The following is a 14,632-nucleotide window of genomic DNA, read 5'->3' on the forward strand; positions in this document are numbered from 1 at the left end:
ATGGGGTCTTTCTCTTCCGGGGGATGATGGATTAGGGAAGGAATGAGGCTCATGCATAAAAAAATCGTAGTCGCGGTTTCCGCTGTGCAGTTTCTTCTCTTAGCTTTGGTGGCGGTCGTTGTTTCGGATATCCATGACCGATTTTTTCCTGAGCAGCTAGGTGTGAAAGCGAAAGTGACATTGGATTTTAGCCAGTCTGATTTGCGTCAGGAAGATGTGTTTCGACAGTTGGGGGCGATGAGCGATCGATGGGAATTAGGATTGATGAAAATCGCGCCAGATTTACGGGGGAATCAGTCAGGGCAGATCTTTGTTCAAGTGGGACAGAAAGGGGATTTTCCAAAGAAAATTCAGCGTTTTGGCCATGAGCCAGAGGCCAAGATTCGCGATCGCCGCGCGTTGGCCCATTCGTTTGCCAATGGTGATTATTTGGTGACAGGGAAAACCGATCATATAGACGAGTTGAAACATTGGCTGACGTCGCATCGGGTCGATCAGAAGTGGAACGAAGAAACACTGTTGACCATTCTCCAATTTTTGATTGTGCAAAGCGATTTCGGTGTAGCGCTATTGGCTGTTTCGATGTTGATGGTGTCATTAGCTTTATACTGGCTGGCGGTCAAGGCGAAAGGGCGTGCGTTGCGTGTGTTGGCGGGAGTTCCGACGTCGCGCATCCAATGCGAGGATTTCAGCCACTTTTTGCTGGCTATGGTTCTCGCCGCTGCCATATTGGACGTCTTGGCGGCTCTTTATGTAGGCTTTGTCCATGGATGGGGATTTGTGCCTTACTATAGCAAAGTATTGCTTTTGGCTGAGTCAATGGTAATCTTCTCGACACTGATTTGCGCGCTGATATTTTCTGTTGCCTCATGGCCGAATCCAGAGATGTTAGCGATGCGCGAACCTGCTGTCAAGCGTTTGGCCAGAAGTTCGGCTGTGTTGAAGCTGGCTGTATTTGCTTTCGTCCTTTCCACTGTTTCACCGGCGGTTTCAGCTTATATGAATGCCAGAAAAACGGCACAGGAACAAGCCATGTGGAAGTCGTTGGCCGATCAAGTGGTGTTGGTGTTCCCGTCCCGTCCAGGAAGCACTGGGGGAGCAGAAATCGAGCAGTTGTTTCAGACGTTGCAGCCGTCGGTAGGAGACATCGTTCGACAAGCAGAGACCGACCATCGCGTCGTGTTATCGAAAGCATGGAAAGAAGACGATTTGTCCATCGATGGCATGAGCATTGCACCATACCGTTACATGATCATCGTGAATGAACAATGGTTGGATATCGTTCGCAGAAAGAACAAAAGGTTATCTCTCGTTCCTCTTGCGTTGGAGCAAATTCCAAAGGGTGCAAAACAATTTCTAGAACTCTCGATCCCGTTATATGTCAGAAAACAGCAGCAAGCAAGCAATATATGGCATGAGATCAAAATGTATCGTTTGACCGGATCGTCCCCATTTCCATTTGTCCGCTTTGGCGGGCAGCTTGAGTTTGCCCGGCCGAAGGAGGTGTTATTGTTCGTTGCCCCTCATGTCCATGCATTATTCAACGACAACTTTTTGATTTCTGTTGCTTCTTCATCGGAGTTGAGTTTTGTCGGATTAGAGGAAACACAGAAGCTCGTATCTGAGCGCGGCCTTCAGAACCGAATCCGCGTCAACTATATGGCGGAGGAAGGAATTTTGCGCGCGCAGCTTTATGCCTATTTCGTGTGGCTTAGAATTGGATCGATTGTTGGCCTTTTAGCGGCCTTGGCTATTGCCTCCGCCATTAGTGCGTTTATTATGGCTGTGTTAAAAGCAAAACGCGATTTTCCTCTTCGCCTTGCTGGGGCATCTTGGTGGGCGGTGTTGCGCGGGCGAATCGTGAAAGAGTGGTTTTTAGGGGGGATCATGGTCATGGTGATCATGCTATTTCAAGGAACAAACAGCTGGTTGCCAGTCGGTTTAACAGGGGCGCTTGTACTGCTTGCTTTGCCGTTCATACATATTGGCGCGGCAGCTTGGGTGTTTGCGAAAAACTCCCTGCGCCAGTTGTAGAAAGAAGGAGGAAGGCTCCATGAGAATTGAGGCCGATCAAGTGACGATGATGATTAATGAGCGAACGATTATGGAGAACGAAAGTGTCGTATGCTCCCTGGAGCTTTGACGGCGCTTGTCGGTCCAAGCGGAGCGGGCAAAACGACGCTTCTCCATGTGCTTGGCTTGCTTTTGCGGCCGACAAGCGGACGGGTATTGATGGATGGTGTCGACACAACCAATTGGGGAGCGAAGCAACGCCGTCTGTTTTGGAAACACCATGCGGCATTCGTTCTCCAAGATTACGGAATCATTGAGGAAGAATCGGTTGCGTTTAATGTCACAATGGCTTCGAGTTTGTTTCGTTCGAAAGTCGTTGGCGACAAGGAGAAGGTGCGCAAAGTGTTATCGGAAACGGGATTGGATGGAAGAGAACGAGAATTGGCCGCTCGGCTAAGCGGAGGTGAAAAGCGACGTTTGGCCATTGCCCGCGCTCTCTATAAAGATGCACAAGTCATTTTTGCTGATGAGCCGACGGCCTCTCTTGATGAGGGCAACGGTGATCGCGTCATCGAGCTGCTTCAATTATTGGCGAAGCAAGGAAGAACGGTTATCGTCGCCACTCATGATGAGAAAATGATGCAAGCTGCTCATGCCATGCACGCGCTAAAAGGGATTCGTCATGGTTAAGGAGGGAGGGCAAATCAAGATGACGAAAAAAAGATGGTGGGCCATTGGCATTGCCGTAGTGTTGGGCGGAGGGCTTTTGGTGGCAGGAGGAGGGATAGGGTTGTCGCTTATCCCGTTTCCGGGCAAACAAGAATTCTCTCGACCTGAATGCGGAAAGCTGCCGAGCCAATCCGAAGTGAAACGTGCATTGAGTCAGCACCGGGATCTTGTCGCTCGCTTAGAGAACATCGGAGAGGGCGTCAGCGTGAGAGTGGGGGCACCGTGCGGAGATCAAGCGGATGAAGCGCTTATTCACATTGTTTATCATACAAAAAAGGAACGGGATGCTGTTTCTTTCATTTTGACCAATCACAGTTTCGGGGTTCCGGTTGAACTGATCAAAAGATGAGAAGGTGCTCATTTCTCAAGTTTGAAAAAGGACGTGGTTGAGCTGCTTTTTCATGGCAATAGGGCTGACCCAGAACACGAGAGAGTTTTGGATCAGCCCCTTTTTCATTTGTGAACGTTTTTAATTACTTTGTGTCTTTTATCTGGCGGCCAAAGGCGTTTGCGCTATACGAAGGAGCTCCGTTTTTCACTTGGTCGGTCGCGGCGCTTGATCCGGTCGCCGATGAATTGTATATCGTTCAGCCACCCGTCGCTTGTCGATGAATTCCGCCGCCAAACGGATATCCTGGTGCTGCTGGATGTCGAACACTGATTTGGTTGGAACACACGTTGCGGTGAAACATGGAGTTTTACAGGGGATAAGTGATGTGCTGTTTTGATCCATGAGGCCATTTCTCTCAACTTCATTCGTTAAAATTTTACAATATCGATCAATCTCTGTAAACGAAATTTCAAAAATAGGTATTTTCCGCCATGAAATTTGCGGAAAATACGGATGTTTTTTTAATGTTATTTTGGTACAGTAAGGGTGAAGCCGGCCGGTGATCTCTGAAATAATGAGGAGGATGATGCTCAATGAAGAAGAAATTTGCCGTGCTTGCTTTAGCAGCAGGGCTTCTGGCCGCAGGAGGAGTAGCTCAGGCGGGAACGACGTATGATGATTATGACGTGATTGTTCCAAGATTCAATGATAATGCGTTTACTCCTCAGCAAACGAAGTCGACTACCGGCGCGTCAGCAGATTTGAAAGTATCGATACTGGGGAAAGCACTGGATGCAAGAGTGTATTCTTATAGCGGAGGAACTGGACCTTGGGTCCGTATCGAAACGGTTGGGGGACCATTCAAACTGCCTAATTCGATCAAAGCAGGCAAGGATGCGAGAGTGGAGTTTAGCTCGGATCTTACTCAATTAGTAGATGTCAGGGTAAAAGGGGAGTGGAGAAGCAATTGATTTATCATGAGAATGGACCAAACCGTTTGGATGGTCCATTCTCTTTGAACATGAAAACAAGCTTGGGAAAGGGTGTAAAGCATGTTGGGGCATCAAGTGAAAGTGGAATTTGTGAGAGTCTTTACGTGGCGTCAGTGCATTGTTTGGGCTGCATTGGTGTTGGTTCTGCCTGTCATCCAATTTATGCTAATCAAGGATGGCTACGTTTACTATAGGCAATTGGATCTTTTTCTCCGCTTGAATTCGAATTTTGTGCCGCTGTTGTTTCCCATTATCATGGTTCTTGTGTATTCGATTTCCTTCCCAAGTGAACAAAAAAACCATTTTATCCCATATGTACGTATCCGCATCCCTTTGACGACTTACTTCTTGAGCAAATTGATCGTCAATGCGATTCTATCTTTTTTGATTGCCTTTTTGATCGTATTCGTCCCTTTTATATTTTCTATGTATATTGAACCTTATTTAGGAATTGTTCGTTTCTATCCAACTAATGGGAATCCTATCCCTTATACAACGTTTGAGCAGTTGCTTGTCCTTGGCACGCTGCCATATGGAGTTCTTTACTCACTATGGGTAGGGCTGAATGGAATGATGTATGCGACAATGGGATTATTGCTCGTCATGATTTTGGAGAAGCCTTTTATAGCGCTTTCCATTCCATTTGTTTATTACTTGTTGGGAAACTTTATTACTCAAGTTTTGGGGTATGATCAATTTTCCCCTACCTTTACGATTTTTCCTTTCAGTATATCGCAACAACCTTTATGGACAGTATTCGTGCCATTCCTCTTCTTATGTTTTGTGGTGATGGTATTGATGTTCTATTTAAAGGAAAGGTTGCATAAGCACCATGACTAGGGTAGTAAACAAATGGAAGGATTTTGTGGATGAACTATTGGCATTCAAATGGATTCTCTTCGGAGTAGTGATTTACATATATGGATTAAGTGCTAAAGAGCATATGTATGTTGCTTCGTTGCAAACAAAATTATTGTTGAATAAATGGGATTTGTTGCATAAGTTTTTTGGTGATATTTACCTTATCTTATATTTTATCTTGCCGGTCTTTCTATACCGTTCTATTTCAATTATGATGTCTGATTTTGATTATGCAGTTTTGATACGGTTGGGTTCTTATCGAAGTTGGGTGTATGCGACACTAGTTCGATTGATGCAAAGTGCCAGCATATCGATAATCGTTTGGGGAGCAGTGAGCCTCGTTTTGTCAATCGGCGCCCCTTCTTTTGCTGGCTGGAGTCCGTTTAGTAGGCTGAATGCTTCTCTAAGCGAAACGCAAATATTGCAAAAATTTATAAACAGTCCCATTTTAGCGTTGGTGTTGCATTTAGCTTTGCTTGTTTTCAGTGTCAGCTGTATTCACCTTGTTTTGGCCATCCTTTATGTAAAGTGGAAAAACAAGGACATTGTCGTGTTTGTTGCGGTGTTCATATGGGTGTATGGCGTAGTGTCATTTAAACTTCTTTCTCCTCATTCCCTGTTTAATTTGTGCCATTACTTGATTTTGCATTCGGGGGTTGCTCAGTTCAGCAATATATGGGGATCGTTTTCGGTGGTTATAGGATGGATGATCCTGCTCATATGGATTGTCAATCGACTGGATTTGAATGTGAAAGGGTACAATTGGAAATATACCGCTTTTATTGTCTTGGTTGTTCTAGCATTATGGTCTGGAATGCGAGAGAACGTGGGACAAACTGTTTGGGACCAGTTTCTTTTCATGTTTATAGGCGGTTCCAAACAAGCGTTTTATTTCAAGTCGTTTTTATGTTATTGGGTTCTTTATTTTGGGGTCATCTATTTGGTCCAATTGCATTTGCAGACGGAATTGTCGGAAATGGGGTATTACAAGTTAGTACGTTATCAGTCGATCAGCCGATGGTTTTGGGCGTGGTATCATAAGATCATGCTATACATTGGATTATATTTATTCGCTTTAGCATTGCTCGCTTTGTTCATTTTGTCGTTGAAACGTTTTTCTTTTGATTTCCATGTTTCTATTGACCGTTCAGTTACATTGCTTGATATGTTTTATCATTTTTTGGTCAACGGCTACCTTCAAGTTTCGTTTTATGTCCTATTTGTGTTTCTGATCTCTTGGCTGAGCAAAGAAACATTTTATAGTTTCGTAGGGATCGCTATACTTTCATTTTTTATGTTCCCGGGTTTTAATAACTGGGGGATTATTCCATCTGGATTGAATAGCATGGCGTATTTATTGACAAATGATTCGATTTACCGCATCAGCACCGTTCTATTCTTATGGAATGTTTTCGCCATTGTTTTCTTGCTGTATGTCTTTTCCAAACAAGATCTCGATTTCTAAAAAGGAGTGAGTAAGTTGCCGCATATCCTGTTAGATCAAGTCAGTAAATCATTTAAAGGAGCAACGATTTTTGAAAACGTGAATTTTGCAGTGGAAAAGGGGAAAATTTATGGAATTATTGGTCCTAACGGTTCAGGAAAGTCTGTCTTATTCAAACTCATATGTGGATTTCTATTCCCTAATCACGGTAGGGTGATCGTGGACGGGGAAGAGTTGGGGGTCAATAAACGATTTCCCAGTGATTTTGGAATTATCATTGATCGGCCTGGATATATAGCGGGAAAGACAGGGTTTGATAATCTAAAAGCATTGGCTCTCATTCGAAACAAAATCAGTGATGACAAAATAAAGCAAACGATGAGGTTGGTCGGTTTAGATCCAGAATCGACGCAAAAGGTCAAACATTACTCACTTGGAATGAAACAAAAGCTTGCTATTGCTCAAGCCATTATGGAGGATCAACAAACGCTTATTTTATATATATGCTCATTGAAAAGTTAACCTTCGTATAAGTGGTTCCCACTCCGGTTATACTGCTCCTAAGGAAAAGCATGGAAAAGGAGCGGAATTCTGCATGAAACGTCTCAAAATCACCAACGATCACGGATGGACACCTCGGACACTTCGCAAACAGGAACGGAAAATCAAAAACACCCTTCTTCGCCAACGGGTGATGGCGGTTCGCCTGGTCATGGAAGGCTATTTGGGCAAAGAGGTGGCCTCCATGGTCAACGTGTGCCGACAAACCGTTTCCCATTATGTGTCGCTGTTCAACGAAGGCGGTCTGGAGCTCTTGCTTCATCGGGATTTCGCCCCCGGGCGGGAGCCGTTTCTCACCGAAGAACAGCAGGAAGAGATCAAACAGCTTGTGTTGACCACCACTCCCGCGGAACTGGGCTGGGACGTCGCTTCGGCGTGGAACACCAAACTCCTGCAATCCTATGTCGAAAAGCACTTCGGTGTTTGCATTTCCCGCGAAGCGTTGCGAAAACTCCTGCACCGCAAAGGGCTGTCGTGGACACGGCCGACCTACACATTGGCGAAAGGCGATCCGGATCGACAAAAGAATTTTGAGAAACAGATCGACTTCATAAAAAAAACTTAATGGATCCTGATTCGGTCTTGTTGTACCTTGATGAAACACATATCCGCTCTTACCATGTCTTGCGGTCCACATGGTCGGAAGTCGGCCGCCAAAAACAAGTGCCGACGTTCGGCCATCATGCCCACGTATCGCTGTTTGGCGCGGTCAACATCCACGATGGCGAAACGGTGCTTCATCAAACGACCGCTGCCAATGCCGCGACGTTCTTGGATTTCTTGAGAATGCTCAAAGAGCGCTATCCGGACCGTCTCATGGTCTTGGTGTTGGATAACGCCCGCATTCACCATGCCAAAATGGTCAAGGAGTTTTTGCGGGAAGAAGGGCAGTGTTTTCACTTTATTTACCTTCCTCCCTATTCGCCACAGCTGAACCCGATTGAACGCTTATGGAAATGGCTGAAAGATACGGTGATTGCCAATGTATTTCACAAGGATCGCAACGATATCATTCAAGCCATTACTCGGTTTGTCAACTACATCCACGAACGTCCGGAGGAAGTGCTGCAGCGCTTAGGGTGTGCAGGATGACTGAGAAGTTAACTCTTCATGTTGCATGTATATAGATGAACCATTCAATGCTTTAGATGCTGACAGCGTTGAAAATATCCGAAACTTGCTTCGGAAATTCAAGGAAGAAGGGAGGACGATTTTGCTCACTAGCCATAATCAAGAGGATATTGATGTTCTTTGTGATGAAGTGTACAGAATCAATCGTTTCAGACTTGAAAAAGTAAAAAAGTAGAACGCGATGTTATAAGCTCACATTCATATATAAATTGAAATAAAGGTCTCCTCCATTTTGGCTGACCACAGTTTCGGAGTTTCAGTTGAGCTAATCGAAAGATAAGATGGAATTAGCGTTGAGGTCTAAATGTGATCCATATCACATAACGCGCCTGAATGTTGCGGTACAATGAAGGCCAAGGAGGGGGCCGCCATGCGCGATTTTAATGAAAATCCGTTTATTGTGATTTGGGAATTGACGAGAGCTTGTCAACTCAAGTGCCTTCATTGCCGCGCCGAAGCGCAATACCATCGCGATCCGCGCGAGTTGACGTTTGAGGAAGGGAAAAAACTGATCGATGAGATTTACGAGATGGATCAGCCGATGCTCGTCTTTACGGGCGGCGATCCGCTCATGTGCCCGGATGTGTACGATTTAGCGAAATATGCGATCGATAAAGGATTGCGCGTGTCCATGACGCCGAGCGCGACGCCGAACGTGACGAAAGAGGCGATCCGCAAAGCAAAAGAGGTCGGCCTGTCGCGCTGGGCGTTTAGCCTTGACGGGCCAAACGCCGAGATTCACGACCATTTCCGCGGCGTGAGCGGCTCGTTTGATTTGACGATCCGTGCGATTCACTACTTGCATGAGCTCGACATTCCCGTGCAAATCAACACCGTCATTTCGCGATACAACGTTCATGTGCTTGACGAGATGGCGGCGTTGGTGGAGAGGCTGAAATGCGTCCTTTGGAGCGTCTTTTTCCTTGTGCCGACGGGAAGGGGAGAAGAGGAGGATATGATTTCTCCGGTTGAGCATGAGCGGGTGTTCCGCTGGCTGTATGAAACGAGCAAGCGCGTTCCGTTTGACATCAAAACAACGGCGGGCCAGCATTACCGCCGCGTCGTGCTGCAGGCGAAAATGCGTGAAGGAAAAACGGCAAAAGGCGGCATCCGTTACGAAGACGTGTTGAACAAAGGCTTAACCGGACAAGTCGACGGGCTCGGCCGCGCGCCGAAAGGAGTAAACGACGGCAACGGCTTTGTTTTTATCTCCCATATCGGCGATGTCTACCCGAGCGGGCTGCTGCCGGTCAAAGCAGGGAACGTCCGAGAAACGCCGCTGGCGGACATTTACCGACACTCGCCGATTTTCCAAGACTTGCGCAATCCGGACAAATATAAAGGAAAATGCGGCGTCTGCGAGTTCCGATATGTGTGCGGCGGCTCACGCTCGCGGGCGTATGCGGTGACGGGAGACTATTTGGAAAGCGAGCCGTATTGTGTTTACATTCCAAAGGCGCTGCGGACAAAAGAGCGAAGCCAACGGTAAGAGGGCGGTGAAAAACGGCCGCTTAAAATGACGGCGCTACGGCGTTGGTGAGACGGTTGCCCGGGCGCATGCGGCGGATGTTGGATGTGTGTTCAAAACATACGGGGAAGGAGTAGGCGCCCTTCCCGTTTTTATCATCCTGAACCGAGAAGATCCCCCACTTCCACGCGTGAGCGTAAGTGGGGGATGAATCGGGATTTGCCGTCACTCTTCCTCTTGCTTCCACAGAACAGAAGGTGTAAAGAACCGTGGGACGCACGGGGATGGCTTGGTGGACAGCCTGCTGTGGGGCGGGTGTTCCCAAGAATCTCCCACCTCAAAGCTCAAGCGTAGGTGGGAGAGCGTTCAATGTTGAAATATCATTCGTGGTCCAAATCGACAATAAATGTCTCCGGCCCGGTCGGCGCCGCGCTTCCTCCCTTTGGTTCGAGGCTCGCTTTAATTTGCTTGAACTGTTTGACATCCTCGCCGGTGATCAAAATGCGCGCCGCTCCGTGGCGGATCGTCAACAGTTCCCCTTTGACCTCGTTGTTGGTGTAAATGATCCACAATTGATAATCGCGAGTCGCAAACGGCGGCAACCCTTCAATTTCCATCAGCATTTCCTTCGTATCGTCATTGAGCCAAATCGTGCCGTCCATCTGTTGAAAGAGCGCCGATGGTTCAATCGGAATTTGTTTCGTTTTGGGATTATGGATGATTCGCTCGATCGGAATGTCGGTATGTTGTTCGACAATCTGGTATCGATATGGCTCATCCGATCCGTCATGGGAAGCGGTCGGCCCGTCGTTCGAAGCGGAAAGGCGCAAGGCGAAAAGGAAGACGGCCAAAGCAGCGCCGATCAATCCCGAAGCGATGCGGACCTTTCGCTGCGCGCGCGCTGTTTGTCTTTGCGCTTCCGCTTGGGCCCAAATTCGCTCTTTGTGAGAAAGGGGCGGTGCTTCATATTGGGCTGCCTCTTTAAGCCCAATGTCTTTCCACGCTTCAAGCAGGCGTTGGCATTCAAGGCAGTACTTAAGATGGTTGGACACGTCTTCTTTTTCTTGTTCTGACAGCATCCCTAACAGCCAGTCCACGATTTTTGCTTCCGAAATATGGCTATGCTTCATGCTGTTCTTCACCTCTGCCAGCCTCCATCCAGTGGAACAACTCTTTTTGTTTCCGCAAATTGCGCAAGCCGTAGCGGATGAGCGACTTGACGGAGCCTAACGGTTTGTTCATCGCGGCGGCGATTTCCCGCTGGGTTTCCCCGTGAAAGTAAAAGTGAATGATCGCTTGCCGCTGCTCCTCGGGGAGATGGGTTAACGCATCGAGGATGACTTGTTGTTCCAGTTGGCGGAGAAAGTAGAATTCCGCCCCCTTTTCTTTTAAAGCCGCTTCCTCAAGGCGGCTCACTAGCAAATCCCGTTTCTTGCGCAGGCGGTCGAGCGACCGGCTTTTCGTTTTCACGGCAAGAAAGGCTTGAACGCTTCCCCGCTTCGGATCAAATTGGTGCGGTTTTTGCAAGATTTCGAGAAACACATCGTGGCTGACATCTTCCGCCTCCACCTCGTTGCCGACGATTCGAAGAGCGATATGATAGACCATCGGAGCGTATTTTTCGTAAAAACGGTCAAAGGCGGCGCGCGAGCCTTCGGCGATCTTCTCGAGCAGTTCCATGTCTTCCCGTCGATCTTCCATCTTGCCCACCTCCCGACACATGCTTGATGGAATTGTTGCCCCTACTGCATCTATTCTACAATTTCATTTTTCTCCTGCAAAACAAATCCATTGATCCATTTCTGGCGTATACGAAGTGAAAACAGAAGGAGGGAGTGAACGTCGTGCGAAGCAGGGTCATCATGATGTTCGCCATGATCTTGACACTCTTTTCGCTTCTTCTTCCGATCCGCCCGGCAGCGGCGGCAAGCGGTGTTGTTCTCTTCACGCCATACACCGGGCTTTCCGTGACGCCGGGGGAAACAATCGACTATACGGTCAATGTCATCAACAACGGTTCCAACATTGAAAACGTCACCTTCTCGTTTGACCACCTGCCGAAAGAATGGTCGACTTCGATGACCGCTGAGGGGAGAACGATTGAGCAGCTGTCCGTCCGAGGCGGAAAAGAAGAAGAGGTCACGTTGGAAGTGACGGTGCCGCTGGATGCCGACAAAGGGATTATCGTTTTTCCCTTGTCGCGAAAGGGGAAAGCGGCGTCTCCAAATTGCCCTTGCTTGTCCGCGTGACGGAACAAGGATCGTTTAAAACGGAACTGACGTCGGAACAAACGAACCTCGAGGGGCACGCGGATTCGAGCTTCACGTATGATGTCACGCTGAAAAACCGAACCGCCAAGACGCAAAATTACGCGTTAAGTTCGGCGGCGGAAAAAGGATGGCAAGTCACGTTCAAATCGGAAGGCAATTCCGTTACGTCGGTGAAACTCGAGCCGAACGAATCAAGAGACATTACCATAGAGATCAAACCGCCGGAAAATGTGAAAGCGGGCACGTACAAAATCCCGATCAAAGCGCAAACGAGCGATACGTCGGCTGAGCTGACGTTAGAAGCGGTCATTACGGGCACGTATGCGCTCAAACTGACGACGCCGTCAGGAAACTTAAGCACCGATGTGACGGCGGGCATGAACGGGTGATCGATCTTGTCGTCAAAAACACCGGAAGCGCCCCGCTTTTGAACATCAATATGACGGCTGACGCTCCGCCTGATTGGGAAGTGGAATTCGATCAAAGCACGATCGCCCAGCTGAACCCGGGCGATTCCAAAACAGTTAAGGCGAAAGTGAAAGCGTCGGATGAAGCGATCGCTGGGGATTATGTCGTCAACTTCCAGGCGCAAACGGCGGAAACGTCGGCGGAGGCGGCGTTCCGCGTCTCTGTCAAAACGTCAACGCTTTGGGGATTGTCGCCCTGTTGATCATTGCAGGGGTGGCTGGAGGGCTGTACTATTTGATCAAAACATACGGGAGGAGGTAAGCATGGCAGCACCCGCCGTCATCGAGCTTGACAATTTGTGCAAAACGTATGGCGACCACCGAGCCGTTGACCATTTGACGCTTTCGATTCAAAAAGGGGAAATTTTTGGCCTCCTTGGCCCGAACGGGGCGGGGAAAACGACGACGATTTTGATGATGCTCGGGCTCACCGAACCGACGTCCGGTTCGGTGAGGGTATGCGGGATCGATCCGGTGCGAAACCCGATTGAGGTGAAACGGAAAGTCGGGTACTTGCCGGATGATGTCGGCTTTTACCATCACATGACAGGCTTGGAGAACTTGTTGTATACGGCGGCGTTAAACGGCATTCCCCGCGCCGAGGCGGAAAAGCGGGCGTGGGAGCTGCTTGAGAAGGTGAAGTTGACCGATGCCGCCCATAAAAAAGCGGGAACATATTCACGTGGGATGCGGCAGCGGCTCGGTTTGGCCGATGTGTTGATGAAACGGCCGGAAGTGATCATTTTGGATGAGCCGACATTAGGCATTGACCCGGAAGGAGTGCGTGAATTTTTGCAGCTCATTCGCGAATTGAGCCGCAATGAAGGCATTACCGTTCTTTTGTCGTCCCACCAATTGCACCATGTGCAGCAAATTTGCGACCGGGTCGGCTTGTTCGTGGGCGGCCGGTTGTTGGCCGAAGGGAATATCGAGCGCCTGGCGCAACAACTTTTTTTGCAAGATGCGTACGTCATTCACGTCGCCGCCTCGCCGCTCGATGACCGTTTGATGGCAAAAATTGAAGCGATTCCGGGCGTCAACAAGGTTGAACGCACGGAAAACGGATTGGATGTATATTGCCAAACCGATGTGAGCGCCGCCATCAGCCAGACGATCATCGAAGCCGGATCTTCGCTGTTCCATCTCAGCCGGCGGGATTTTGGACTTGATGAGATTTATCACCGCTATTTTGAAGGGAGGGATGGACATGAGGGCGAGTAACGAAGGGCGATGGGCAAACGATGTTTTTTCATATGTGAAAAGATGGAGCGAACGGCTGAAGGCGGGTGCGCCGGATGAGAAGAAACGGGCAAGAGGGGCAAACAGCGCCTTTTCGGCCATGGTCAAAAAAGAACTGGCCGATTATTTGACGAGTTGGCGCATGATCATTTTAATCGCCCTCATCTTGCTTACTTGCTTCGGGTCGCTGTACACAGCGATGACGGCGATTCGCGACGCGTTAGATTCTTCGGACGAAGCGAAAGAAATCGCGAAAGGCGCCTACTTGTTTCTGAAACTGTTCACCGTCTCGGACGGAACGTTGCCTTCGTTTCTGACGTTTGTCAGCTTTCTCGGGCCGCTGCTCGGCATCGCTCTTGGATTTGACGCCATCAATTCGGAGCGGAATCGGGGGACGTTAAGCCGGCTCATGGCCCAGCCGATTCCGCGCGATTATGTGATCAATGGCAAGTTTGTCGCGGGTCTTTTGTTGAACGCTGTGTTGTTTTTCTCTCTCGGTCTGCTTGTGACGGCATTGGGCATTTTGATCTTGGGCATTCCACCCACGTTCGAGGAATTTGCCCGCATCATATGCTTTTTGTTGTTATGTCTTGTGTATATCGCCTTTTGGCTGAATCTCGGCATTTTGTTTTCCGTCGTCTTCCGCCAGGCGGCGACATCCGCGTTGTCGTCGATGGCCGTTTGGCTGTTTTTCAATCTCTTCTACTCGATGATTGTGGAAGTGTTTGCGAAACCGTTTTTGCAGTCTGACGCCATTACGTCCGTCGAGCAGGCGGTCGGCCGTCAAGAGTTGGTGCTTGGCCTCATGAGATTGTCGCCGAGCTACTTGTTCAATGAATCAACAACCGCCTTGCTTTCGCCGGACGTCCGAACGCTAGGGATCGTCACGGTGGAGCAAACGGCCGGCGCTGTTGCGGCCCCTTGCCATTTTCGCAAAGTTTGCTGCTCATTTGGCCGCAGGCGACCGCGCTCATTGCCGCCACTCTCATCTGCTTTGCGATCGCGTATTGGTTGTTTATGAGGCAGGAGATACGGGCGAGTGGGTGAGAAAACAAGTTGTTTGCCGCAGACGGGGCGGAAGAAATGTGTGCGCCCAACAGCGTTTCTTATCTAAGGGGGGAGAACG

Annotated in this window: 12 protein-coding genes and 5 pseudogenes; 15 read left to right on the plus strand and 2 right to left on the minus strand. The window is 48.7% G+C overall.

Features of this window, described 5'->3' with window-relative positions:
- The first annotated feature begins 51 nt into the window (after positions 1 to 51).
- From A0V43_RS01215 to A0V43_RS01260, 12 genes and pseudogenes are all read left to right on the plus strand, one after another.
- Entirely contained in the window at positions 52 to 2,034 is a 1,983-nt protein-coding gene (locus A0V43_RS01215; protein WP_063192183.1) for a hypothetical protein, read from the plus strand.
- Between the two features lie 90 nt (positions 2,035 to 2,124).
- Positions 2,125 to 2,703, plus strand: a complete 579-nt coding sequence (locus tag A0V43_RS01220) for an ABC transporter ATP-binding protein (RefSeq protein WP_236930887.1) — start codon at positions 2,125 to 2,127, stop codon at positions 2,701 to 2,703.
- Positions 2,704 to 2,722: 19 nt separating this feature from the next.
- Positions 2,723 to 3,091: a hypothetical protein gene (locus A0V43_RS01225; RefSeq protein ID WP_063193772.1), complete on the plus strand. Its 369-nt coding sequence runs from the start codon at positions 2,723 to 2,725 to the stop codon at positions 3,089 to 3,091.
- A 110-nt stretch (positions 3,092 to 3,201) separates the two neighbouring features.
- Positions 3,202 to 3,397, plus strand: a pseudogene (locus A0V43_RS18455) (hypothetical protein); the annotation flags it as partial.
- 269 nt (positions 3,398 to 3,666) lie between these two features.
- A complete protein-coding gene (locus tag A0V43_RS01230) occupies positions 3,667 to 4,044 on the plus strand; it encodes a hypothetical protein (protein WP_020753632.1) in 378 nt (125 codons plus the stop codon).
- An 81-nt stretch (positions 4,045 to 4,125) separates the two neighbouring features.
- Entirely contained in the window at positions 4,126 to 4,905 is a 780-nt protein-coding gene (locus tag A0V43_RS01235) for a hypothetical protein (RefSeq protein ID WP_020753631.1), read from the plus strand.
- Entirely contained in the window at positions 4,898 to 6,391 is a 1,494-nt protein-coding gene (locus A0V43_RS01240; protein ID WP_020753630.1) for a hypothetical protein, read from the plus strand. The genes A0V43_RS01235 and A0V43_RS01240 overlap by 8 nt, the downstream gene beginning before the upstream one ends.
- A 15-nt stretch (positions 6,392 to 6,406) precedes the next feature.
- A pseudogene (locus A0V43_RS01245) lies at positions 6,407 to 6,868 on the plus strand (ATP-binding cassette domain-containing protein); the annotation flags it as partial.
- Between the two features lie 97 nt (positions 6,869 to 6,965).
- Entirely contained in the window at positions 6,966 to 7,496 is a 531-nt protein-coding gene (locus A0V43_RS20675) for an IS630 family transposase (RefSeq protein ID WP_063192184.1), read from the plus strand.
- Positions 7,496 to 8,023, plus strand: a complete 528-nt coding sequence (locus A0V43_RS20680; RefSeq protein WP_014195312.1) for an IS630 family transposase — start codon at positions 7,496 to 7,498, stop codon at positions 8,021 to 8,023. Before A0V43_RS20675 ends, A0V43_RS20680 begins: the two co-directional genes overlap by 1 nt.
- A 25-nt stretch (positions 8,024 to 8,048) precedes the next feature.
- Positions 8,049 to 8,237: pseudogene (locus tag A0V43_RS20070) on the plus strand (multidrug ABC transporter ATP-binding protein); the annotation flags it as partial.
- A gap of 195 nt (positions 8,238 to 8,432) precedes the next feature.
- Entirely contained in the window at positions 8,433 to 9,551 is a 1,119-nt protein-coding gene (locus A0V43_RS01260; RefSeq protein WP_063192185.1) for a TIGR04053 family radical SAM/SPASM domain-containing protein, read from the plus strand.
- A 359-nt stretch (positions 9,552 to 9,910) separates the two neighbouring features.
- Here the strand turns inward: A0V43_RS01260 and A0V43_RS01265 are convergent, their stop codons facing one another.
- Positions 9,911 to 10,660, minus strand: a complete 750-nt coding sequence (locus A0V43_RS01265; RefSeq protein ID WP_206501575.1) for an anti-sigma factor — start codon at positions 10,658 to 10,660, stop codon at positions 9,911 to 9,913.
- A complete protein-coding gene (locus A0V43_RS01270; RefSeq protein WP_013146107.1) occupies positions 10,650 to 11,231 on the minus strand; it encodes a sigma-70 family RNA polymerase sigma factor in 582 nt (193 codons plus the stop codon). The genes A0V43_RS01265 and A0V43_RS01270 overlap by 11 nt, the downstream gene beginning before the upstream one ends.
- Positions 11,232 to 11,365: 134 nt before the next feature.
- On the opposite strand from A0V43_RS01270, the pseudogene A0V43_RS20855 reads away from it, so the two are divergent.
- From A0V43_RS20855 to A0V43_RS01285, 3 genes and pseudogenes are all read left to right on the plus strand, one after another.
- Positions 11,366 to 12,529: pseudogene (locus A0V43_RS20855) on the plus strand (NEW3 domain-containing protein).
- Between the two features lie 2 nt (positions 12,530 to 12,531).
- Complete coding sequence (locus A0V43_RS01280; protein ID WP_063192187.1) at positions 12,532 to 13,488, plus strand: ABC transporter ATP-binding protein; 957 nt, start codon at positions 12,532 to 12,534, stop codon at positions 13,486 to 13,488.
- Positions 13,475 to 14,553: pseudogene (locus A0V43_RS01285) on the plus strand (ABC transporter permease). The gene A0V43_RS01280 and the pseudogene A0V43_RS01285 overlap by 14 nt, the downstream one beginning before the upstream one ends.
- Positions 14,554 to 14,632: the final 79 nt, after the last annotated feature.

Source organism: Geobacillus sp. JS12, assembly GCF_001592395.1.
Classification (GTDB): Bacteria; Bacillota; Bacilli; order Bacillales; family Anoxybacillaceae; genus Geobacillus; species Geobacillus zalihae.